This window comes from Frigidibacter sp. RF13, from assembly GCF_026626305.1.
Classification (GTDB): Bacteria; Pseudomonadota; Alphaproteobacteria; order Rhodobacterales; family Rhodobacteraceae; genus TMP-24.
This window is the reverse complement of record NZ_JAPNUE010000005.1, coordinates 68,510-91,338: the sequence shown is the minus strand read 5'-3', so window position 1 is coordinate 91,338 and position 22,829 is coordinate 68,510. Positions and strand designations below refer to the sequence as shown.

The following is a 22,829-nucleotide window of genomic DNA, read 5'->3' as shown; positions in this document are numbered from 1 at the left end:
CTGGTTGACAAAGGGGGGGAAGGCGGAGCGGCGTTACTGGCCGATCCAGCCCTTCCAGCGCGCCTCGTTCGCGCCCATCCAGTCGGCAACGACCGCCTCGACGGTCTTGCCGTTCAGATCGACCTCGGTGATCATCGCGCCCATCTCGTCATTGTCGATGGTGAAGGCGGTGATCGCCTTGTGCGCGCCCGGCCATTTGTCCTTAAGGCCTGCCCAGCCGACCTTCCAGATATCGCCGAACGGCTTGCCGCAATCATAGGCGAGGTCGGGGTTAAGTCCGGCCGCGGGATCGTTGTAGCAGTCGGCGGAATATTCCGGGAATTCGACCCATTCGCCTTCATACTTGGCGGGCGCCCAGTGCGGGGCGTAGATCCACAGCATGATCGGCGCCTGGCGCTGATAGGCGCTTTCCAGTTCGGCAAAGAGCGCGGCATCGGTGCCCGCATGGATCACCTCGAACGGCAGATCGAGCGCCTCGACCCGTTCATCATCGAACCCGCCCCAGGTCACCGGGCCGCCAAGGTACCGGCCTTTCGGCGCGGTTTCGGCGGTCGAGAAGGCTTCGGCGCAGGCCGGGTCTTTCAGCGCTTCCCAGTTCGGCAGGCCGGGGCACTTTTCCTTCATGTAGGACGGATACCACCATTCCTCCTTGGCCTTCATGCCGGTCGGGCCGAAGACTTCGGTCTTGCCTGTAGCGGTCGAGGCATCCATCGCCTCGCGCCCCGTCGTTTCCCACATTTCCATCGCGACATGCAGGTCGCCGGTTTCGAGCCCCGCGAACTGGGCCAGATAGTCGGCCTGGACATATTCGATGTTATAACCCGCCTTCTTGAGCACCTCGCCCATCAACTCGGTCGTGATGAGCTGGCCGGTCCAGTCGTGAAGGGTCAGCTTGATCGGGTCGGTCGATTCCTGTGCGCCGACGGCGGCGGCAGAGCCGAGAAGCATGGCAAGCGTCAGGCGCGTCAGGGCGACACGCGGTGAGGTCGGTCTGGCGGTCATCTGTGAACTCCCTGAAATCTGTTGGCAGCGTCTTCTGGCCGCATCCCGGCGACCGCGCGCTGAGCGAAAGTAACGCGCGGCGCGGCGGCCTCTGTCAACAGGAAATGTGGGCTTTTGTGGAGATCGTGACCGAACCATGTGAGAATCTTGCGCAACTCGTGCCGCGCCGCACTGGCGTTGAATGTGGGCGTCACCGACTACGCGCCCCAGGCCGGCATCAGCGTTGGCGCGCGACCTCCCGATTTGAGTAGATCGTGGACATCCTGGGGTAGATACAAAGTTTTTGGGTTGAGAAAAATTTTTTGTAGTGTAAGCCAATAGCCGGTCCCTGGGGAGGAACTGCTGACAATGCCTGAAGCGGGTGAAAAGCCGGTCGGCCAGATCGGTCACTTGATCCGGAAACGCCGTCGCGCGCTGCATCTGACGCTGCAGCAGCTTGGTGAGCGTTCGGGCGTTTCCTTCAGCTATCTCAGCCAGCTTGAGCGCGACAATGCGACGCCGACGCTCGGTACGCTCGCGCAGGTGGCCAAGGCGCTTGGCGTAGGGGTCGACTATTTCATTGCGACGCCGCGTCCCGCCGATTCGGTGACGCGCGCGGCCAACCGCATGCGGTTCTCGATCAACGGCTCGTCGATCCAGTATGAACGGATCGGCGCGGAATTTCCCGGCAACGAGCTGTCGGCCTTCCTCATGCATGTCCCGCCGGGCTTCCGGTCTGAGACGGTCAGCCACGAGGGCGAGGAAATCGTCTATGTGATGGACGGCGAGATCGTGCAGGTCGTCGATGGCACCGAGTTCACGCTCGGCGTCGGCGACAGCCTGCATTATCGCGGAACGAGCCCTCATTCCTACCGCAACGACGGGGCCGACCCGGCCCGGATCTTCTGGTCGGGCACGCTTACCCTGTTTCATACGCCCGGCGCGGGGGCATTCTCGCCACCGGACAACGGCACAGACAAGATACGAAAGACCTGAAAATGACGGCACAAATGGCGGCCAGCGTGACAGACGCGCGGATTGCGCGACTGAGGCAAAGAATGCAGGAAGAAGGCGTCGACCTGACGGTCCTCGGCCCAACCAACCATCTGCGCTGGCTTGCAGGTCTTGACCCGCACGGCGACGAGCGGCCGGTGATGCTGTTCATCTCCCAGGCCTATGCGGGCATGTTGATGCCGGTGCTGAACGCTGCAAGCGTGCGACAGCATACCGATCTGCCGTTCCACACCTGGCGGGACGACGAGGGGCCGGCCTCGGCGCTCGGCGATCTAATCGCCGCGACCGGCGTCGATCCGGCGAACCTGAATGTAGCACTGGACGAAGGCATGCGCGCCGATTTCGCGCTGCGCGTCCTTGATGCCCTGCCGGGCGCGCGCCGGACCTTCACCCATGGCACTGTCAGCGCGCTGCGGTCCGAGAAGGAAGAGACGGAATATCGCGCGCTGAAGGCCTGCGCCCTGATCAACGACCGGGCGGTGATGGCCGGGTTCGACGCGCTGCGCGAGGGGATGACCGAGAAAGACGTGGCCGAGGTCATTGCGGCCCATTATGCCTCTGAAGGGGCAGAGACCGAATTCATTTCGGTTTGTTTCGGAGCAAACGGCGCCTTTTGCCACCATCATACGGGCGAAACTCGGCTTCGTCGCGACATGGCCGTCCTGATCGACGCCGGCTGCCGCTATATGGGTTATCCGTCCGACATGACGCGGTCGGGCTGGTTTGGCGCGCCCGATCCGGACTATCTGAAGGTCGTCTCGGTCGTCGAAGGCGCGGTCGCGGCGGCGCTGGCGGCGTCGAAGCCGGGCGTTCCGGCCCGCGATATCGACCGCGCGGCGCGGGGTGTCATCACCGAAGCGGGCTATGGCCCGAACTTCCTGCACCGCACCGGCCATGGGCTGGGGATCGAGCTGCATGAGGAACCCTACATCAGCGGCGCGTCCGAGCGTCCGCTTGGCCCCGGCAATGTCTATTCGATCGAACCGGGCGTCTATCTGGCCGACCGGTTCGGCGTTAGGCTTGAGGAGATCGTCTTCCTCAGGCCCGAGGGCGCGGAGGTCTTAAGCGAACTGCCGCGCACCCCGGTGATCCGGGGATAGGAATTCCCGGCCCTCTCGCGAGGGCTGGCAATGCCCCGGCCAGGCCCGGCCGGGTTCAACCATAACCTGAAAGGAAACAGGGAAATGAAACTTCTTACCCGTTTGGCAACCGGCATGGTCATGGCCGGCCTTCTCGGCGGAGCCGCGGCCGCGAAGACGCTCGTCTATTGCTCGGAAGGTTCGCCTGAAGGCTTCGACCCGGCACCCTACACCGCCGGCACCACTTTCGACGCTTCGGCCAAGCCGCTCTATAACCGCCTCGTCGAGTTCGAAAAGGGCACGACCAACGTGATCCCCGGTCTCGCCGAAAGCTGGGAAACCTCGGCCGATGGCATGGAAGTGACCTTCAAGCTGCGCCCGGGCGTCAAGTTCCATTCGACCGACTACTTCACCCCGTCGCGCGACTTCAACGCCGACGACGTGGTCTTCTCGTTCGAGCGGCAGGGCAAGGAAGACAACCCCTACTTCTCGTACATCGAAGGCATCACCTACGAGTATTACGGCGGCATGGAGATGAATGTCGTCATCAAGGAAGTCGTCAAGGTCGACGACATGACGGTCAAGTTCGTCCTGACCCGTCCTGAGGCGCCGTTCCTCGCGAACCTCGCCATGGACTTTGCTTCGATCACCTCGAAGGAATATGCCGACAAGCTCGCCGCCGAAGGCAAGCAGGCCGACTTCAACCAGGCGCCGATCGGCACCGGGCCCTTCCAGTTCGTTGCCTACCAGAAAGACGCGGTGATCCGCTACAAGGCCAACCCCGACTACTGGGGCGGCAAGCAGGCGATCGACGATCTGATCTTCGCGATCACGCCGGATGCGGCCGTGCGTATGCAGAAGCTGCAGGCGGGTGAATGCCACGTGGCACCCTATCCGGCCCCGGCCGATATCGCCGGTCTGAAGGCCAATGCCGATCTGAACGTGATGGAACAGGCTGGCCTGAACGTCGCCTACCTCGCCTACAACACCTCGGTTGCGCCCTTCGACAATGCAAGCGTCCGCAAGGCGCTGAACATGGCGATCAACGAACAGGCGCTGATGGACGCCGTCTATCAGGGCACCGGCCAACCGGCCAAGAACCCGATCCCGCCGACCATGTGGTCCTACAACGACAGCGTCGCCGATGATGGTTACGACCCGGAAGCGGCGAAGAAGATGCTGGAAGAAGCCGGCGTCAAGGACCTGTCGATGAAGGTCTGGGCGATGCCGGTGCAGCGCCCCTACATGCCGAACGCGCAGCGCGCGGCCGAACTGATCCAGGCCGACTTCGCTGCGGTTGGCGTGAAGGTCGAGATCGTGTCCTACGAATGGGGCGAGTACCTCAAGAAGTCGACCGAGAAGAACCGTGACGGCGCGGTCATCCTCGGCTGGACCGGCGACAATGGCGACCCGGACAACTTCATGGGCGTGCTGCTCGGCTGTGCCGGTGCTGTCGATGGCGGTTCGAACCGCGCGCAGTGGTGCAACGAAGAGTTCGACGGGCTGATCCAGAAGGCGAAGGTCACCGCCGATGTTGGCGAGCGCACCAAGCTTTATGAAGAAGCGCAGGTCGTCTTCAAGCGCGAGGCGCCCTGGGCGACGCTCGGCCATTCGACCGTGACCATGCCGATGTCGAAGAAGGTCTCGGGCTATGTCATGGATCCGCTCGGCTCGCATGACTTCCGCGGTGTCGACATCGCTGAATAATAACAACTGACATGAAGCGCGCCGGTTCTTCCGGCGCGCTTTCATTCTGGGGGACCCCATGTTTCGCTTCGTTTTGGGCAAGCTTGCCTATCTGGTGCCGACCTTCATTGGCATCACCATCGTCGCCTTCGGTTTCGTACGCGTGCTGCCCGGCGATCCGGTCCTTCTGATGGCGGGCGAACGCGGCCTGACGGCCGAGCGCCACGCCGAACTGTCGGCGCAGCTGGGTTTCGACCGGCCGATCTGGCAGCAGTATCTCGATTTCCTCGGTCGCCTTTTCCAGGGCGATTTCGGCACCTCGCTGGTGACGAAAAAGCCGGTGCTGACAGAGTTCTTCACGCTTTTCCCGGCGACGCTGGAGTTGAGCCTTTGCGCCATCCTCGTCGCGACACTGGTGGGTCTGCCCTTGGGCATCTTCGCCGCAATCCGGCGGGGATCGTGGTTCGACCAGATTTCGATGTCCTCCGCGCTCGTCGGCTATTCGATGCCGATCTTCTGGTGGGGCCTCCTTCTGATCATCTTCTTCTCGGGTGTCCTTGGCTGGACCCCGGTTTCGGGCCGCATCTCGCTCATGTTCTATTTCCCGACCGTGACCGGCTTCATGACGATCGACAGCCTCCTTTCTGGGCAGGACGGCGCCTTCACCTCGGCTTTGTCGCACCTGATCCTGCCGACGATCGTTCTGGCCACGATCCCGATGGCGGTGATCGCGCGGCAGGCTCGGTCGGCGATGCTGGAGGTTCTGGGCGAGGATTACGTCCGCACCGCCCGCGCCAAGGGCCTGTCGGCCTGGCGTGTCGTGGGGCTTCATGCGCTCAGGAACGCGCTCATTCCGGTCATCACCACCATCGGCCTGCAGGTCGGCACGTTGATGGGCGGCGCGATCCTGACCGAGACGATCTTTTCATGGCCCGGCATCGGCAAGGCCATGGTCGATAGCATTTCGCGCCGGGACTATCCGTCGGTGCAGGGCGGGCTTCTGATTATCGCCGCGCTGGTGATGACGGTGAACCTTCTCGTTGATCTTCTTTACGGGCTCATCAACCCGCGCATCCGGCATCGGTGACATCATGACAAGCACAACAACCGAAATAGAACCGGTCGCAGCGACGGGCCTGCGCGCTCAGCTGTCCGAGTTCTGGCACTATTTCAGCGTGAACAAGGGCGCGGTCATCGGGCTTTGGGTCTTCGTGGCACTTGCTCTGGTGGCGCTTTTCGCGCCGCTCATCGCACCGCACGACCCGATTGAGCAGGTGCGGGACGCACTGCTCATGCCGCCCGCCTGGGCGGAAAAGGGCGATGCGCGCTTTCTTCTTGGTACCGACGCGGTTGGCCGCGATATCCTGTCGCGCCTGATCTTCGGCGCGCGCTATTCGCTCTTCATCGGCTGCGTTGTCGTGGTAGTGGCGCTCTCTGGCGGTATCCTGATCGGTCTTGTCGCCGGGTTCTTCGGCGGCTGGGTCGATACGGTGATCATGCGGGTGATGGATGTGATCCTTGCCTTCCCGTCGCTGCTTCTGGCGCTGGTGCTGGTGGCGATCCTCGGGCCGGGGCTGACGAACGCGATGATCGCAATCGCTTTGGTCCTGCAACCTCACTTCGCCCGCCTGACGCGCGCCGCGGTGATGGCGGAACTGCCGCGCGAATATGTGATGGCCTCGCGGGTCGCGGGCGCTGGAAAAATGCGGCTGATGTTCCGCACCATCCTGCCCAATTGCCTCGCGCCGCTGATCGTGCAGGCGACGCTTTCCTTCTCGGGCGCGATTCTCGATGCCGCCGCCCTTGGCTTCCTCGGCATGGGGGCGCAGCGCCCGACTCCGGAATGGGGCACGATGCTCGCTGAAGCGCGGGAGTTCATTCTGGCCGCCTGGTGGGTCGTGACGTTCCCGGGGCTTGCCATCCTGATCACGGTTCTGGCGATCAACCTCATGGGTGATGGCTTGCGCGACGCGCTCGACCCCAAACTGAAGCGGAGCTGATCCATGGGACTTCTTCTTGAAATCCGCAATCTCTCGGTCAGCTTCGATACCGCCGCCGGGCCTTTCAAGGCGGTGGACGGGATCGACCTGACCCTGAGTGAGCGTGAGGTTCTGGCTATCGTCGGTGAAAGCGGATCGGGCAAGTCGGTCGGCATGCTCGCGGTCATGGGCCTTCTGCCACCGACCGCGACGGTGACAGCCGACGTGATGAAATTCGCGGGCAAGGACCTTTTGAGCCTGTCGCCCAAAGAGCGCCGCAAGATCATTGGTCGCGATATTTCGATGATCTTCCAGGAGCCGATTGCGAGCCTTAACCCTTGCTTCACCGTTGGCTTCCAGCTGGCCGAGACTCTGCGCGAACATCTGGGCATGTCGAGCAAGGAAGCGCGCGCGCGCTCGATCGAGCTTCTGACCCAGGTCGGCATCCCGAATCCCGAGGAACGGCTGTCGGCCTTCCCGCACCAGATGTCGGGCGGCCAGTGCCAGCGGGTGATGATCGCCATGGCGATTGCCTGCAATCCCAAGCTCCTGATCGCGGACGAACCGACGACCGCGCTCGACGTGACGATCCAGAAGCAGATCCTCGACCTGATCATGGGCTTGCAGGAAAAGCACGGGATGGGGCTGATCATGATCACGCACGACATGGGCGTGGTGGCCGAAACCGCCGATCGCGTCATCGTTCAGTACCGCGGCAAGAAGATGGAGGAGGCGGGTGTGCTCGACCTCTTCGAGAAACCGCAGCACCCCTATACCAAGGCGCTTCTGTCGGCGCTGCCGGAAAACGCCACGGGCGACCGGCTGCCCACGGTTGGCGAGATGATGGAGATCGCGCAATGAGCCTTATGCTGGAAGCCAAGGACCTGACCCGCGATTATGTCAGCGGCGGCGGTCTTTTCGGCCGCGCGAAATCGGTCCGGGCGCTGAAGGGCATCAGCTTTTCGGTCGAGGCGGGCAAGACGCTTGCCATCGTCGGCGAGAGCGGTTGCGGCAAGTCGACGCTCGCCCGGATCATCACGCTGATCGACCCGGCCTCGGGCGGATCGTTGAAGATGGATGGCCAGGAGGTTGACGTCAGCCGCGCGAGCCCGCCGCGCGATCTGCGACGCAAGGTGCAGATCGTGTTCCAGAACCCCTATGGCTCGCTCAACCCGCGCCAGAAGGTCGGCGACATGCTGATGGAACAGCTTTACCTCAATACCGACCACACCGCCGAGGAACGGCGGGCCGAAGCCCATGCGATGCTTGCCAAGGTCGGTTTGAAGCGCGAGCATTTCAACCGATATCCGCATATGTTCTCTGGCGGTCAGCGCCAGCGCCTGGCAATTGCGCGCGCGCTGATGGTGCGCCCGAAGATCCTGGTGCTGGACGAACCGGTCTCGGCGCTCGACCTGTCGGTTCAGGCGCAAGTGCTGAACCTTCTGGCCGATCTGCAGGACGAGTTCGGCCTGACTTACGTCTTCATCAGCCACGATCTGTCGGTCGTGAAGTATATCGCCGACACGGTGATGGTGATGTTCAAGGGTGAGGTGGTCGAATACGGCCTGCGAGAAGAGGTCTTCGCCAACCCGCAGCACGACTATACTCGCACGCTTTTCGCCGCGACCCCGCGCGCCGATGTCGAAAGCATCCGCGCCCGGCTGGAGCGCAAGCGCGCCGCCTGACGGCTTCACAACCGCGTGATTCGACCGGCCGCCAGAATACCGGCGACCGGCTTCGTTTCTGTGACCTGTCTGATCACGCAGGCTGGGCAGCGGATGATCCAGCCTGTCGCAGCGTCAACCGTCAGCCTGTTGAAACATTTGCCGAAATGGGCCTGTGGTCGGAGGCGTTAACTGAAGTTTCAGTCTTTGTGTGAACAAATTTACAAAAAAATCCTTTTGTTAAAGTGGGTTACAAAGTAATTAATATTGCGCTATGCTCTTCATCAACTGGCGCTGCCCCTTCCCGCAGCGCCCCGGGGGAAATGCGGGTCCGGCCGGCCCGCCGATGAGGAGGAAAGCATGTCCGAGACGGGTTCTGCCCAGCACCTTCACCCTGCGCCGGAGGCATTCGTCGCGCGCGCCCACATCGACCGCGCCAAGTACGATGACATGTATCGCGCTTCGGTCAGTGACCCTGCCGCGTTCTGGGGCGAGGTCGGCAAGCGGCTCGACTGGGTCAAGCCCTATAGCAAGGTGAAGAACACCGATTTCACCTTTGGCCAGGTCTCGATCAAATGGTTCGAGGATGGCCAGTTGAACGTGGCCGCCAACTGCATCGACCGCCACCTCGCCAAGCGTGGCAGCCAGACAGCGATCATCTGGGAGCCGGATGATCCCAAGGAGCCCGCCCGCCACATCACCTATGCCGAGCTGGCCAACAAGGTCGGCCGCATGGCGAATGTGCTGAAGGCGCAAGGCGTGAAGCGCGGCGACCGGGTGATCATCTACATGCCGATGATCCCCGAAGCGGCTTACGCGATGCTCGCCTCTGCCCGGATCGGCGCGATCCATTCGGTGGTGTTCGGCGGCTTTTCCCCCGATGCGCTCGCGAACCGGGTGAATGATTGCGAGGCGAAGGTGGTGATCACGTCTGATACCGCCCCGCGCGGGGGGCGCAGGACGCCCTTGAAGGCCAATGCCGATGCGGCGCTTTTGCATTGTTCGGACAAAGTGAAATGCCTTGTGGTCAAGCATACCGGCGACCAGACCACCTGGGTCGAGGGCCGCGATGTGGATGTGCTGGCGGAAATGGCCAAGGCCAGCCCCGATTGCCCCGCAGAGGCAATGGATGCGGAAGACCCGCTCTTCATCCTTTATACCTCCGGCTCGACCGGCAAGCCGAAGGGCGTCGTCCATACGTCGGGCGGCTATCTCGTCTATGCGGCGATGACGCATGAGCTGACATTCGATTATCACGAGGGCGACGTCTACTGGTGCACAGCGGACGTGGGCTGGGTCACCGGGCACAGCTATATCGTCTATGGTCCGCTGGCGAACGGTGCCACCACGCTGATGTTCGAAGGCGTGCCCACCTGGCCCGACGCGGGCCGCTTCTGGGAGGTCTGCGCCAAGCACAAGGTCACCCAGTTCTACACCGCGCCGACCGCGATCCGCGCGCTGATGGGGCAGGGACCGGAATGGGTGGAAAAGCACGATCTGTCCAGCCTGCGCCTTCTGGGCACGGTGGGCGAGCCGATCAACCCCGAAGCCTGGGTCTGGTATGACAAACATGTGGGCAAGGGGCGCTGCCCGATCGTCGACACCTGGTGGCAGACCGAAACCGGTGGGCATCTGATCACGCCGCTGCCGGGCGCGATCCCGACGAAGCCCGGATCGGCCACACTGCCCTTCTTCGGCATCCGGCCGGAAGTTCTGAATGCCGAGACCGGCAAGGTTCAGGAAGGCAACGGCGTCGACGGCGTTCTCTGCATCGCCGATTCATGGCCGGGCCAGATGCGCACTGTCTGGGGCGATCACCAGCGGTTTCAGGAAACCTATTTCCAGCAGTACAAGGGCTACTACTTCACCGGTGACGGCTGCCGCCGGGATGAGGATGGCTATTACTGGATCACCGGCCGGGTCGATGACGTGATCAACGTCTCGGGCCACCGGATGGGTACGGCCGAGGTCGAAAGCGCGCTGGTCGCTCATGCTCAGGTCGCCGAGGCGGCGGTAGTGGGGTACCCGCACGAGATCAAGGGTCAGGGCATCTATGCCTATGTGACGCTGATGACGGGTGTCGAGGCCACCGAAGACCTGCGCAAGGAACTGGTGAAATGGGTCCGGACCGAGATCGGCCCGATCGCCAGCCCTGACCTGATCCAGTGGGCGCCCGGCCTGCCCAAGACCCGTTCGGGCAAGATCATGCGCCGGATCCTGAGAAAGATCGCCGAGAATGATTATGGCGCGCTTGGCGATATATCGACGCTGGCCGATCCGTCGGTCGTCGAGGATCTGATCAACAACCGCATGAACCGGGGCTGAGGGGATGAGCGACGAGGTCATCACCCGACCACCGGTCATCATCCTTCTCGGGCCGCCGGGCGCGGGCAAGGGCACGCAGGCGCGGATGCTGGAAGAGGCCTTCGGGCTGGTCCAGCTGTCGACCGGCGACCTTCTGCGCGCTGCAGTGGCGGCGGGAACGCACGCAGGGCTCGCCGCGAAGGCGGTGATGGAGGCGGGCGGGCTCGTTTCCGATGCGATCGTGCTCGACATTCTCGCCGACCGGATGGCGGCTGAGGATGTCTCTGCCGGTGTCATTCTCGACGGCTTCCCGCGCACCGCCGCGCAGGCAGAAGCGCTTGACCGTCTGCTCGCAGAACGGGGTCAGAAGGTCGATACGGCGATCAGCCTCGAAGTCGAGGATGAGGCCATGGTCGACCGCATCGCCGGGCGCTTCACCTGCGCGGAATGCGGCGAAGGTTATCACGATACCCACAAGCAACCCGCCCGGGCAGGGGCTTGTGACAAATGCGGCGGCACGGCGTTCAAGCGCCGCGCCGACGACAAGGCCGAGACGGTGCGCGAAAGGCTGAAGGCCTATCACGCCCAGACGGCACCGCTGATCGCCTATTACGAAGGCAAGGGCGTGCAAGACCGGGTCGATGCGATGGCTTCCATCGCCGAGGTCCGGTCTGCGCTCCGCACCATCGTAAGCCGCGTGTCAGACTGAGGAGGGGCCAGCGCCCCGGGAGGAGGGGCGCCGGTCGGCAATGACAACAAAGGGAGTAGCAGACATGGCGGACAAATCGACGTCCAACGCCTACTGGGCTGCGAACGTCCGGGTGATCCTGATCTCGCTTGCGATCTGGTTCTTCTGTTCGTTCGGGCTTGGCATCATTCTTCGCCCGGCACTATCGGGCATTCACATCGGCGGTGCCGATCTTGGCTTCTGGTTCGCCCAGAACGGATCGATCTACGTCTTTCTCGTGCTGATCTTTGCTTACGCAGCGAAGATGAACAAGCTCGATAAAGAATATGGCGTAGACGAGTAAGGGGACAGGGACAGATGGATCAGTTTACCCTCAACCTGATCGTGGTGGGCATGACTTTCGCCCTCTACATCGGGATCGCGATCTGGGCCCGCGCGGGCTCGACCGCAGAATTCTATGCAGCCGGTCGCGGCGTTCATCCGGTTATGAACGGCATGGCCACGGGCGCTGACTGGATGTCGGCGGCCTCGTTCATCTCGATGGCGGGCATCATCGCCCTGTCGCCTGCGGGCGGCTACCAGCAGTCGGCCTTCCTGATGGGCTGGACGGGCGGCTATGTGCTGCTTGCCCTTCTGCTTGCGCCCTATCTGCGCAAGTTCGGCAAGTTCACGGTACCCGAGTTCATCGGTGACCGCTTCTACTCCGGCACTGCCCGGCTTGTCGCGGTCATCTGCCTCATCGTCATCTCGGTCACCTATGTTATCGGCCAGATGCGCGGCGTCGGCGTGACCTTCTCGCGCTTCCTTGAAGTGTCGACCGACACCGGCCTTTATATCGGTGCGGCGATCGTCTTCGCCTACGCGGTTCTGGGCGGCATGAAGGGCATCACCTACACGCAGGTCGCCCAGTATGTCGTGCTGATCATCGCCTACACCATCCCGGCGATCTTCATCTCGCTGCAACTGACCGGCAACTTCCTGCCCCAGCTTGGCCTGATCGGTGGCTATGCACCGCAGGGCGGCGAAGTGGCGATGCTTGAGAAGCTGGACCAGGTCGTGACGGAACTGGGCTTCACCGCCTATACGGCCGACACGTCGAACATGTTCAACATGGTTCTTTTCACCATGTCGCTCATGATCGGTACCGCCGGCCTGCCGCACGTCATCATCCGCTTCTTCACCGTTCCCAAGGTCTCGGACGCGCGTTCGTCCGCGGGCTGGGCGCTGGTGTTCATCGCGCTTCTCTATACCGTCGCTCCGGCGGTCGGCTCGATGGCGCGGCTGAACCTGACCACGACCTTCTGGCCGAACGCGGTGACCGGCAATGCCCTTGACGGTGACGCAATCGCGATTGCCGACATCGACAGCAAGCCGGAACTGGCCTGGATCAACACCTGGAAGGCGACGAAGCTGCTTGATTTCAGCGATCTCAACGGTGACGGCAAGATCCAGTATTTCAACGAACCGAAGGCCGTGACAGCCGCGAACAAGGCGCTTGCGGATGCCTCGAAGGCGCTGGCGGATTCGACCGAAGCCGACAAGTCGGCGCTGGAAGCCAAGGTCGCGGAAGCCAAGGCTGCGGTCGACGCAGCACTGGCCGAAGCCAAGCTTGGCGGCAAGTCGCTTGCCGAACTCGGTCTCGTCGGTAACGAAGTGACCAAGATCGACAATGACATCATGGTCCTTGCCAACCCAGAGATCGCCAAGCTTCCGGGCTGGGTGATCGCGCTCGTCGCCGCCGGTGGCCTTGCGGCCGCTCTGTCGACCGCCGCGGGTCTTCTGCTGGCGATCTCGTCGGCGATCAGCCATGACCTGATCAAGGGTTCGCTGAACCCGCAGATCTCGGAAAAGGGTGAACTCCTGGCCGCGCGTATCTCGATGGGTGTCGCCATCGCAGTTGCGACCTGGCTCGGCCTCAACCCGCCCGGCTTTGCCGCGCAGGTGGTGGCGCTGGCCTTCGGTCTGGCCGCCGCGACAATCTTCCCGGCGCTGATGATGGGGATCTTCTCGACCCGCATCAACAAGGAAGGGGCGATCTGGGGCATGCTGGCCGGTCTGGCCTTCACCTCAGTCTACATCTTCCTCTACCTCGGCTGGTTCTTCATCCCCGGTACGAACGTCTACGAAAACACCGCGGCGAACTACTTCTTCGGTATCTCGCCCTTGTCGATCGGGACGGTCGGAGCGCTGGTGAACTTCCTCGTCGCCTATGTGGTGACGGGCATGACGAAGGCGCCGCCGCAGGAGGTCGTGGATCTGGTCGAGTCTATCCGCATCCCGAAAGGGGCGGGCGCGGCTCAGGCCCACTGATGAAACTTTCGCCCCCGGCCGATGGTCGGGGGCGTTTCCTTTTGACGGACAGGCCACATGAACCAAGGGCTGGAGACGGTTACAAGCTTTCTGGACTCCGTCCACCCCTACGACAGTCTGCCGCGGGACGAGCTGGCGCGGGTCGCCGGTTCCTTCAGCCGCAGAACCTTCGAGAAGGGCGCGACGATCTACGAGGTCGGTCAGCCGCTTGAGGGGCTTTACCTGATCCGCGAGGGCGCGGTCGAGGTGAAGGACAGCCTCGGTCAGACCATATCGCTGCTTGGCCCGCGCAATTCCTTCGGCGAGCGCGGCCTGGCGCGCGACGGGCTTGCAGTGACCTCTGCTGCGGCGAGTGAATCAAGCGAAATCCTCATCCTGCCGCCTGCCGAATATCGCAGGTTGCTGGCGACCAGCCCCGCGTTCGAGCGCTTCTTCGGCCGTACCCGCGCGGGCGAACCGCGCAGCGCCGGGATCGCCACCCGCAAGGTGGCAGACCTTATGGCCCAGGCGCCCGTCACGGTCGACCCCGGCGACACGGTGGCGGAAGCGGCACGGCGGATGCGGGATGCGGGCGTCTCCTCGGTCGGCGTGGTCGAGGGCGAGCGGTTGGTGGGGATCCTCACGACACGCGACATGACCGGTCGAGTGCTGGCGGCAGGTCTGCCGGGCGAGACATCGGTCGGGGCGGTCATGACCCGCGATCCGGTGTCGCTGGGGCCCGAAGCACTCGGATCGGATGTGCTGCATCTGATGTATGAACGCCGCATCGGCCATCTGCCGGTGGTCGAGGGCGGGCGGCTGGTGGGCATGGTCACACAGACCGACCTCACGCGCTTTCAGGCGGTCAGCTCCGGCCAGATCGTCCGCGACGTGGCAGCGGCCGCGACCGTCGCCGAGATGGCGGCAGCGACAGCGCGCATCCCGCAGCTTCTGGCGCAGCTTGTCGGCGCAAACACACCGCATGAGGTCACGACACGGCTCATCACCGATGTGGCTGATACGGTGACGCGTCGGCTTCTGGCCATGGCGGAGGAACGGCTGGGGCCGCCGCCCGTGCCCTATCTCTGGCTCGCCTGCGGCAGCCAGGGGCGGCAGGAACAGACCGGCGTCAGCGATCAGGACAATTGCCTGATGATCGACGATGCCGCGACCGAGGCGGATATGGCGTACTTCACCGCGCTTGCCCGGATCGTCTCGGACGGGCTGAATGACTGCGGCTATGTCTATTGCCCGGGCGACATGATGGCCACCAACCCGAAATGGTGCCAGCGCCTCGCCATCTGGCGCGACTATTTCCGCGGCTGGATCGCCACGCCCGATCCGATGGCGCAAATGCTGGCGAGCGTGATGTTCGACCTGCGCCCGATCGGGGGAGCGCTGGGGCTGTTCGCCGATCTGCAGCGCGAGACGCTTGAGAGGGCCGCGAAGAACTCGATCTTCGTCGCCCATATGGTCGCCAACAGCCTGAAACATGCCCCGCCGCTGGGGCTGCTCAGAGGCTTCGCCACCATCCGCTCGGGCGAGCACAAGGACCGGATCGACATGAAGCACAATGGCGTCGTGCCGGTCACCGACCTCGCACGCGTCTATGCGCTGGTCGGGCGGATCGAGGCGGTCAACACCCGCGCCCGGCTCGAGGCGGCCGAGGCGGCAGGCGTGATCTCTGCCTCGGGCGCGCGCGACCTGATCGCCGCCTATGACCTGATCGCCGAGATGCGGCTTGTCCATCAGCTGCGCCTCGTGCGGGCGGGGGCCAAGCCCGACAATTTCCTCGCGCCCTACGAACTGGCGGATTTCGACCGCAGCCACCTGCGCGACGCGTTCGTCGTCGTGCGCACCATGCAATCCGCCGTGGGCCAGGCCCGCGGCGCCCCGGGATAAAAGAATGGCCCTTGAACTGATTGCCGCCCTTGCCGCCGCCTTCGCCTTTGCCGGGTTTGCCATGCTGGTCCGTCGCCTGTCCGGCGGGCGCTTGCCCAGATGGATCGTACCGGCCGCCGCCGGGGTCGGGCTCATCGGCTTCACCATCTGGTCGGAATACGACTGGTACCGCCGCGCGACCGCCGACCTGCCCGAAGGTGTGACGGTGGTCTGGCAAGACAGCGGGGCTATGCCGCTCAGGCCCTGGACCTATCTCTTCCCGCTGACGACGCATTTCGTGGCGCTCGATCGCCGCGAGATGGCGGCGCATCCGGTTCGGCCGGAGCTGCGCATGGCGCAGGTCTACGATTTCGGTCGCTGGCGGCCGGTGCAGGCCGCTCTCATGGTCTTTGATTGCGATGGGGGCCGTCATGCGCTGCTGATGGCGGGGGCAGAGGTCACGGCAGAAGGCGAATTGTCCGGCGCGGACTGGACAGTTCCCGCTGCTGACGACCCGGTACTGAACGCGGCCTGCGGGGCCGCGCAGTCGGGAGGCTGACGTGACGCAACCGGCTCAGGCAAAGATCCCAAGAGTGCTCGTGGTCGAGGATGAGGACAATATCGCAATCGCGCTCGACTATCTGATCCGCCGCGAGGGGCTGGAACCCGAGCGGATTTCGAATGGTGCCGAGGCGATGGAGCGCATACGCGCCAGCCATCCCGACCTCGTGCTTCTGGACGTGATGCTGCCCGAAATGTCGGGCTACGAAATTTGTCAGGCGGTTCGGCTTGATCCCGAACTGAAACACATCCCCATCCTGATGATGACCGCGCGCGGATCAGCAGTGGAACGAAGGAAGGGGCTGGCGCTCGGGGCCGACGGCTTCATAGCCAAGCCCTTCGAGCTGAAGGAACTGCGCAGCGAGATGCACCGGCTGCTGGACAAGGCGCAATAGATGTTTGCGCGCCTGTCGCTTCGCACGCGGGTGCTTCTGTTCTTCCTCCTGCTCGGCGTCGGGGCCGCGTTTGCGATCACACTGGGCGCTGTCGCGGGCTATCATCGCCTGGGCTTGACCGAGGCGAGGGACGGGTTTGTCCAGTCCGCGCTGATCGCGGTCTTTCTGACCATCGGGCTGGTGGTCTGGATCTGGTATCTCTTCGATCTGAATGTCGCCAAGCCGATCGACCGCCTGTCGGGCGAGCTGCGCGCCCGCGCGCATGCCGAAGGCGGTCAGGAACTGGATGCGACGATTGCGCGCCACCTCGGCGATCTGGCGCCCGCCGCCGCTGCTGCCGCCCGCAGTCTCGAGGAAGCGCGGAATGCGCTGGCGGAAACGGTGGCGCGCGAGACGACACGCATCGCCGACGAAAAGGCGCGGCTCGAGGCGCTGATGTCGGACATTCCGTTCGGGCTGATCCTTTGCACGTCCGACCATCAGATCGCCTTCTACAACACGCCCGCGGCCGACTATCTGGGCGCAGATTTCACCGGACCCGGCCTTGACCGAACGCTTTTCGACTATCTGCGCGCCGGTCCGATCCGGCACGCCTATGAAAGACTCGCGACGGAAGGGGACGGCGATATTGCGTCGGACCTTCTGTGCGTGACGCGAGAGGGTGCACATGTCCTGGCGGCCCGCATGCGGTTGGCACCAGGCGGGGGCGGCGCGCCCGCCTATGCGCTCAGCCTGCGCGATATCACGCAGGAACAGGCCGCCGAGGCAGATCACGCGGCGCGCGAGGCGGCGTTCATCGATGCGGTGCGCCGCGCCTCGGCAAACCTCTCCGCTTTGGCCGAGGCGGTGATCGCGGACGAAACCGCGCCGCTCCTGATGGGCGCGCTGCGCGACGAGGCGGCGAAGCTCTCGACGACGGTTTCGGGCCATGCACGGGACGAGGGGGTGGACCGGGGTACCGGGATCCTGCCGATGACTCGGGCTTCGGACCTCATGGACGGCTGGCGCGCCCGCGCCGAGGCCGCGGGTCTGGCTGTCGGGGGCGAGGCGGCAGCGCTTCTCCTGCGCTGCAACGGGTTCGATCTGATTGCGCTGCTCTCCGGCCTGACCGAGGAGCTCCTCGCAGGCGCGATTGCCTCCGAGATCGGGCTCGTGATTGCAGAAGAGGGGAGCGGCGCGGTGCTTCGGCTCTGCTGGTCCGGTGATCCGGTGCCGGTGGGGCGGCTTGAGCGCTGGCTCGACCGACCGCTCGACCCCGGCCATCCACAGGCCCTGCGGCGCAGCGTCCTTATCACACATGCGACCGATATCTGGCCCGAGCCGATGGCGGACGGGCGCCAATCGCTCTGCCTGCCGATCCTGTCGGCGCGCCGGGCCGAGGCGCGGCCAGCCCCGGTTGCGCGGCGGGTGACCTATGATTTCGACCTTCTCACCCGGGCGCGGAATGCCCCGGCCGGTGAGGCACGGCTTGATGATCTGACCTATGTGGTGTTCGACAGCGAGACGACCGGCCTTCTGCCCCATGAAGGCGACGAGATGGTGCAACTGGCTGCGATCCGCATCGTCAACGGTAGGCGGGTGGCGGGCGAGATCTTCGACCTTCTGGTCAATCCCGGCCGCCCGATCCCGCCTGCCTCAACCGCTGTCCACGGCATTACCGACGCAATGGTCGCGGATGCGCCGTCCGTTACCGAGGCGGTCTCGCGTTTTCACAGGTTCGCCGAAGGCGCGGTTCTCGTTGCCCACAATGCGCCATTCGACATGGAATTCCTGCGCCGGACCGAGGGCGCGACGGGCCTGACGTTCGATCATCCGGTCTTCGATACGGTGCTGTTGTCTGCAGTGCTCTGGGGCCAGCACGAGGTCCATACGCTCGACGCGCTCTCGCATCGGCTGGGCGTTTCCATCGCCGAGGAGGACCGGCATACGGCGCTTGGGGATTCTGTCGCGACGGCGGATGTATTCCTGAAGATGGTCCAGATGCTGCAGGGGCGCGGGTTCGAGACTTTTGGGTCGGTGATTGCCGAGGTCGCCCGGCACAGGCGGCTGCTGAAGGACCTGAACTGATGCGCGCCTCCTCGAAGCGCTTCGCGCACGCGTCGGGCGCGCGTTTCGCGAGGAGTGCACGAAGTGCTTCGACGAGCGCTGCCTCAGCCGATGGCGCAAGGGTCAGGTGAGGCGCACCGCCTCGATTGCCCGCCGGACGCTTTCAAACCGCTCTCGCCAGGTCGCCCGGGGTGTATCCCGGTCTGGCTCCAGCATTGTGCCGCCCGACTGCTGCGTGACCTCGATGCCCGCCGCCTCTGCTGCCATAAACGCAATGCCCTTTGCGGTCAGTTCGGGTTCGTTCGAGAGGCGCAGGCTCTGGCCCGTTGCATCGGCAAGAAAGCGGGTGAAATAGCGATTGCGCGACAGGCCACCGTCGACCGAGATCGGGCCTTTGAGCGGCCGAAGTGCCGCGAAGGCGTCGAGCACTTCCGCCGTCCGGAGCGCGATCCCTTCCAGAAGCGCCTGCATCAGGTCGGCGCGGCTCGTGTCCAGTGCCATACCTAGCCATGCCCCACGTGCGGTCCGCGACCAGTGCGGGCAGCCAAGGCCTGCGAGGGCTGGAATGAAGGCGAGCCCCCGGTCGATTGCGGGGGTGGCGGCGAATTGATTGATCTCGTCGTAAGTGGAGAAGAGGCCAAGCCCGCGCGCCCAGTTCACCGCCGCCGCCGCCGCATAGACCCCGCCGTCGAGCGCATAGGTTGGCGCCTCGCCTTCCCGCTGCCAGGCGACGGTGGGTAGCGGCCCGGGTTTTTCGGGGCGCAGGAGCGCGCCTGTCACGCACTGCACGAAGGCGCCGGTGCCGAAGGTGATCTTTGTTTCGCCGGCGGCGCGGCAGCCGTGGCCGTAGAGGGCGGCTTGCTGATCAACGATGCTAGCGTAGAGGGCGTTTCCCCCGGGCAGGGTGCCAAGCGCGCCGCTTGTCGGGCCGATCGAGGGAAGCGCATCGAGCGGCACGCCGAACAGGCGACAGAGCTCGGGGTCCCACTCCCCTGTCTCAAGGTTGAGCAGCGAGGTGCGCGAGGCGGTGGCGATATCGGTCTGGAACCGACCGGTCAGCCGGTCGCGGAAGAAGGCGTCGGTGGTGCCAAGCCGCAGGTGGCCCTGCCGCGCCAGTTCGGCCGCCACCGGGTTTTCGCGGACGATCCAGCCAAGTTTCGAGGCGGAGAAATAGGGATCCATGGGCAGGCCCGCGCGCGCCATGACCTCCGGCCCGGCGCCCTGTCCTTCGAGCGCGGCAACCTCGTTCGCGGTCCGGTCGTCCTGCCAGACGATGACCGGGCCGACGGGGCGGCCATCGCGGGCGTCCCATGCCAGACAGCTTTCGCCCTGATTGTCGAGACCCGCGACCGGGGCGGCGCCGTCCGATGTCTCAAGGCACTGCACGACATTGGCCAGCAGTTCCTCGCCGTCATGCTCGACCCAGCCCGACTGCGGGTAGGATTGACGATGCGCGATGCTCGCGACCGGCGTCAGCGCACCGTCCTCGGACAGAAGGAGCGCGCGGGTGCTGGTGGTTCCCTGGTCGATGGCGAGGATGGGCATCAGCTGGGTTCGATCGTCAGTCTCGGGGGCGGTGCATTGGGGTCGATGGTTGGCAGTGGCATCAGAATCCGTTGCTCTGGCCGGTGGTTCAGCCGACGGTAGGCGATGATCCGGTCTCCCTGCCAGAGGCAAAGTCGGCCTCTGGCAGGGGTCGCGAGCCTGATCTGCAGGAACGGGGCGAGGCCCCGCCCCTCTGCCGGCGCCATCGGCAGGATCTGCGGCATCGCAAACTTCAGTGCGGCATGGTCAAGAGCGATTGGCGCCGACCGGTCACCCTCAGGCAGATCACCCCTCAGGTGCGCCGCGATGGCAGAAGCAGCGCGGCGGCCCTCGGCCCAGCTCCACCCCGCCGTCTCGACACCGCGCAACAGGTTCCCGGCGGCGAAATAGGCGGGGTCGGACAAACGACCCCAGCCATCGACCTCGGGCCCGCCGGTCGCCGGGTCTATCCTGAGCCCACCCTCGCGCAGGAGGCTCGCTTCTGGGCGGAACTGGCCGGTGACGATCACACCATCTGCTTGAAGGCTGCGCTCGCCGGTCGCCCCGGCTAAGTCGATGCCTTCCACCCGTCGCGTGCCGTGAATGGCCTCTAGCCGCGTTCTGGCAAGAAAAGGAATGCCGAGAAAGCGCGCGAGCAGCGGGACGGGCCAGCGGGCGGTGGCACGGTCGCCTGCCTCGATGATCGCGACGGGGCGGATGCCGGCATGGCGGCAGGTGAGAAGGGCCGAGAAGGCGACAAGCTCCGATCCGATGATGACGGGGCGGTCGAACGGTTTCTGGTGGTTCAGGTAGACGAGCCCCTGCAGCGCGCCGGTGGGCAGGATACCGCCCGGCTTCTCGCCGCCGATCAGGCGGGCGGCGCGGCTGGTTTCCCGGACGCCGGTCGCCAGAAGCACCGCGCGCGCCGTGACCGTTGCCGTGCCGCGATCATCGCAAACGGAAAGCCGCCCGTCCGGTCCGAGGCCAGTCACGGTGGTTCCAGTGCGGATGACCGCCCCGGCCGCTTCGGCGCGCCTGACCAGTCGGGCCGCATAATCCGGTCCGCGCAACAGCCGGTGGAATTCACGCATGCCGAAGGGGTAATGGCCGCAGTGGCGCGGTATGCCACCGGCCTCCGCCTCGCGTTCAAGGACGAGGACGCGCGCCACGCCATGGCGGCGCAATTCGGTCGCTGCCGCCAGCCCGGCGGGGCCGCCGCCGACGATGGCGACATCGACCGTTTCGTCCGGATCACTCATCGTGGGCGTTCCCGGCGAGCATCGGCTCGGGCAGGCGACCCTCGGTCAGCCGCGCCAATTCGGCCGAGCAATAGAAGCCCTGACAGCGACCCATGGTCACGCGGGTGCGTCGCTTCAGCCCGCCCATGCTGCCCGCCGCCATCGGGCCGGACAGTGCCGCCTCGATCTCGCGCCGTGTCACCCGTTCGCAATGACAGATGACGCCGCCATTGCGGGGTGCGCGCCAGTCGCGCTGCGCTTCGTCCGATAGCGCGGGCATGCGCGGCCAGACCGGACCGGCGAGCGGCTGGTCTGCACGCCCGGCAAGCCGCGCGACATGGGCGGCGATGCCGAGCGCCGCCGAGAGCCCGGTCGAGCGGATGCCGCCGACCGTGATGTAGCCTTCGGCCCGGTCGGCACGGATGCGGTATTCTTTTTCTTCGGTGGCGGGGCGGAGACCGGCATAGATGGCGGTGATCTCGTGATCGCGCAGGGCAGGCAGGATTTCCTCCCCGCGTTTGCGCAGCGCCTCCAGCGCCGCGCGGTCCATGGTGGCATGGATACGGTCCTCCTGTTCCTCGGCCGTCGGGCCGACGAGCAGGTTGCCGAAGGCGGTGCGGCAGACGACGACGCCCTTGGTTATCTTGTTCGGTACCGGCAGCAGGATGTGGCCCGCAAGCGCCGCCGCCGGTTTGTCATAGACCACGAACTGGCCCTTGCGGGGTTTGATTGCGAACCAGCTTTCTCCGGTCATGCGCCGGTCAACTTCGTCGCCCCAGAGGCCCGCGGCATTGATCACCAGCGCGGCGTGGACGGTACCGGCAGAGGTTTCCATCTCCCAAAGATCACCCACGCGCCGCCCCCCTAGCACCTCCGCCTGCCGGATGAGCATCGCGCCATTGTCCAGCGCCTGCCGCAGATAGGCGTGCGCCGCCGACCATGGGTCGATCAGGCTTTCGCCGGGGATCCGGAAGCCGCCCAGAACGTTCGCGGCGAGCGCAGGTTCCTGCCGCAGGATATCGGCCGCCGTCAGGGATTCGACATCGGTGATGCCGTTCAGATGTGCCTGCGCGATCAGATCGGGCAGTTGAGCCAGTTCCTCCGGCGTCCACGCGAGGACCATCGCGCCCGATCGGATCAGCGGCAGGTTCAGCCGGGCATGGATATCCAGATATTCCGCATAGCCCTCGCGGATGCACTGCAGTTCCAGCGAACCCTCTGGCGCGTCGAAGCCCGTATGCAGAATCGCGCTGTTGCCCTTGGAGGCGCCATCGAGAACATCTGCGGCCTTTTCCAGGAGCACGACCCGCGCCCCGTCGAGCGTGAAGCGCCGCGCGAGCGCGCAGCCGACGACCCCGCCGCCGATCACCGCCACGTCATATGTCCGGGCCCCTGCCAAACGCTGCCATCCCCCTTTCAGGCTGAAACATTCTTTCCATGGAATGACTGAGTGGTCAATATGTTGGAATTAATGCCCAAGTTTTGTGGACTTACACATAT

At 64.7% G+C, this 22,829-nt stretch carries 19 protein-coding genes; 15 read left to right on the top strand and 4 right to left on the bottom strand.

Annotation, left to right across the window (positions count from 1 at the left end):
• Window positions 1-33: 33 nt before the first annotated feature.
• Window positions 34-1,002, bottom strand: coding sequence for an ABC transporter substrate-binding protein (locus OU426_RS11640; RefSeq protein WP_267634176.1), 969 nt, complete (start codon window positions 1,000-1,002; stop codon window positions 34-36).
• Window positions 1,003-1,350: 348 nt separating this feature from the next.
• Between OU426_RS11640 and OU426_RS11635 the strand changes: the two genes are divergently transcribed.
• The 15 genes from OU426_RS11635 to OU426_RS11565 all read left to right on the top strand — a co-directional run bounded on the left by OU426_RS11635 (window position 1,351) and on the right by OU426_RS11565 (window position 18,588).
• Window positions 1,351-1,977 (top strand): helix-turn-helix domain-containing protein, encoded by a 627-nt coding sequence (locus OU426_RS11635; protein ID WP_267634175.1) that lies wholly within the window; start codon window positions 1,351-1,353, stop codon window positions 1,975-1,977.
• Window positions 1,978-1,991: 14 nt separating this feature from the next.
• Window positions 1,992-3,095, top strand: coding sequence for a M24 family metallopeptidase (locus tag OU426_RS11630; RefSeq protein ID WP_267634331.1), 1,104 nt, complete (start codon window positions 1,992-1,994; stop codon window positions 3,093-3,095).
• An 84-nt stretch (window positions 3,096-3,179) separates the two neighbouring features.
• Window positions 3,180-4,781, top strand: coding sequence for an ABC transporter substrate-binding protein (locus OU426_RS11625; protein WP_267634174.1), 1,602 nt, complete (start codon window positions 3,180-3,182; stop codon window positions 4,779-4,781).
• 58 nt (window positions 4,782-4,839) lie between these two features.
• The gene (locus OU426_RS11620) at window positions 4,840-5,847 is read left to right on the top strand and encodes an ABC transporter permease subunit (RefSeq protein ID WP_267634173.1); all 1,008 of its coding nucleotides are present in this window, start codon (window positions 4,840-4,842) and stop codon (window positions 5,845-5,847) included.
• A gap of 4 nt (window positions 5,848-5,851) precedes the next feature.
• Window positions 5,852-6,760, top strand: coding sequence for an ABC transporter permease subunit (locus OU426_RS11615; protein WP_267634172.1), 909 nt, complete (start codon window positions 5,852-5,854; stop codon window positions 6,758-6,760).
• A 3-nt stretch (window positions 6,761-6,763) separates the two neighbouring features.
• A complete protein-coding gene (locus tag OU426_RS11610; RefSeq protein WP_267634171.1) occupies window positions 6,764-7,600 on the top strand; it encodes an ABC transporter ATP-binding protein in 837 nt (278 codons plus the stop codon).
• Complete coding sequence (locus OU426_RS11605; protein ID WP_267634169.1) at window positions 7,597-8,424, top strand: dipeptide ABC transporter ATP-binding protein; 828 nt, start codon at window positions 7,597-7,599, stop codon at window positions 8,422-8,424. Before OU426_RS11610 ends, OU426_RS11605 begins: the two co-directional genes overlap by 4 nt.
• Before the next feature lie 339 nt (window positions 8,425-8,763).
• Entirely contained in the window at window positions 8,764-10,728 is a 1,965-nt protein-coding gene (acs, locus tag OU426_RS11600) for an acetate--CoA ligase (RefSeq protein WP_267634168.1), read from the top strand.
• A gap of 4 nt (window positions 10,729-10,732) precedes the next feature.
• Window positions 10,733-11,416, top strand: a complete 684-nt coding sequence (locus tag OU426_RS11595; protein WP_267634167.1) for an adenylate kinase — start codon at window positions 10,733-10,735, stop codon at window positions 11,414-11,416.
• Between the two features lie 64 nt (window positions 11,417-11,480).
• On the top strand, window positions 11,481-11,738 hold the full coding sequence (locus OU426_RS11590) for a DUF4212 domain-containing protein (RefSeq protein WP_267634166.1): 258 nt from the start codon (window positions 11,481-11,483) through the stop codon (window positions 11,736-11,738).
• A 14-nt stretch (window positions 11,739-11,752) separates the two neighbouring features.
• Entirely contained in the window at window positions 11,753-13,705 is a 1,953-nt protein-coding gene (locus OU426_RS11585) for a sodium:solute symporter family protein (protein WP_267634165.1), read from the top strand.
• Between the two features lie 57 nt (window positions 13,706-13,762).
• A complete protein-coding gene (locus OU426_RS11580) occupies window positions 13,763-15,586 on the top strand; it encodes a DUF294 nucleotidyltransferase-like domain-containing protein (protein ID WP_267634164.1) in 1,824 nt (607 codons plus the stop codon).
• Window positions 15,587-15,590: 4 nt separating this feature from the next.
• Window positions 15,591-16,124 carry a hypothetical protein gene (locus OU426_RS11575; RefSeq protein WP_267634162.1) on the top strand — a complete coding sequence of 178 codons (534 nt, stop codon included), beginning with the start codon at window positions 15,591-15,593 and terminating at the stop codon, window positions 16,122-16,124.
• A gap of 1 nt (window position 16,125) precedes the next feature.
• Window positions 16,126-16,521 carry a response regulator transcription factor gene (locus OU426_RS11570; RefSeq protein ID WP_267634161.1) on the top strand — a complete coding sequence of 132 codons (396 nt, stop codon included), beginning with the start codon at window positions 16,126-16,128 and terminating at the stop codon, window positions 16,519-16,521.
• On the top strand, window positions 16,522-18,588 hold the full coding sequence (locus tag OU426_RS11565; RefSeq protein WP_267634159.1) for a 3'-5' exonuclease: 2,067 nt from the start codon (window positions 16,522-16,524) through the stop codon (window positions 18,586-18,588).
• A gap of 102 nt (window positions 18,589-18,690) precedes the next feature.
• Here the strand turns inward: OU426_RS11565 and OU426_RS11560 are convergent, their stop codons facing one another.
• From OU426_RS11560 to OU426_RS11550, 3 genes are read right to left on the bottom strand one after another with little or no spacing between them, the layout of a single operon-like run.
• Complete coding sequence (locus tag OU426_RS11560) at window positions 18,691-20,112, bottom strand: FGGY family carbohydrate kinase (protein WP_267634158.1); 1,422 nt, start codon at window positions 20,110-20,112, stop codon at window positions 18,691-18,693.
• Window positions 20,112-21,350 (bottom strand): NAD(P)/FAD-dependent oxidoreductase, encoded by a 1,239-nt coding sequence (locus OU426_RS11555; RefSeq protein ID WP_267634157.1) that lies wholly within the window; start codon window positions 21,348-21,350, stop codon window positions 20,112-20,114. Before OU426_RS11555 ends, OU426_RS11560 begins: the two co-directional genes overlap by 1 nt.
• Window positions 21,343-22,704, bottom strand: a complete 1,362-nt coding sequence (locus OU426_RS11550; protein ID WP_267634156.1) for an NAD(P)/FAD-dependent oxidoreductase — start codon at window positions 22,702-22,704, stop codon at window positions 21,343-21,345. Before OU426_RS11550 ends, OU426_RS11555 begins: the two co-directional genes overlap by 8 nt.
• Between the last annotated feature and the right edge of the window lie 125 nt (window positions 22,705-22,829).